1 protein-coding gene is annotated in these 284 nt (G+C 67.6%); it reads right to left on the reverse strand.

Features of this window, described 5'->3' with window-relative positions; translation table 11 throughout:
* Positions 1-284, reverse strand: a 284-nt coding sequence (locus tag NQU54_RS48965) for an acyltransferase domain-containing protein (protein ID WP_257636713.1), incomplete at both ends; no start/stop codon positions are given.

A 284-nucleotide genomic window follows, 5' to 3' on the forward strand; every position in this document is an offset into this window, starting at 1 on the left:
CGTACTCCCACGGAGTCGAGCAGTCGGGCCAGGGCGATGTGGAGGGCGAACAGTCCGGCCTGGGCGTAGGTGGTGTGGTCCAACAGCCCGGCATGCTCCGGGTAGGTGTCGAAGACCACCTGCCGTAGTGGGTGTTCCAGGTGGGGGTCGAGGAGGGCGCAGACTTCGTCGAAGGCTTCGGCGAAGATGGGGAAGCGGTCGTAGAGTTCGGCGCCCATGCCGGGGCGCTGGCTGCCCTGTCCGCTGAAGAGGAAGACCGTCTCGCCCGTGGTGTCGGCGGCCTT

The organism is Streptomyces malaysiensis subsp. samsunensis (assembly GCF_024519315.1).
Taxonomy (GTDB): Bacteria; Actinomycetota; Actinomycetes; order Streptomycetales; family Streptomycetaceae; genus Streptomyces; species Streptomyces malaysiensis.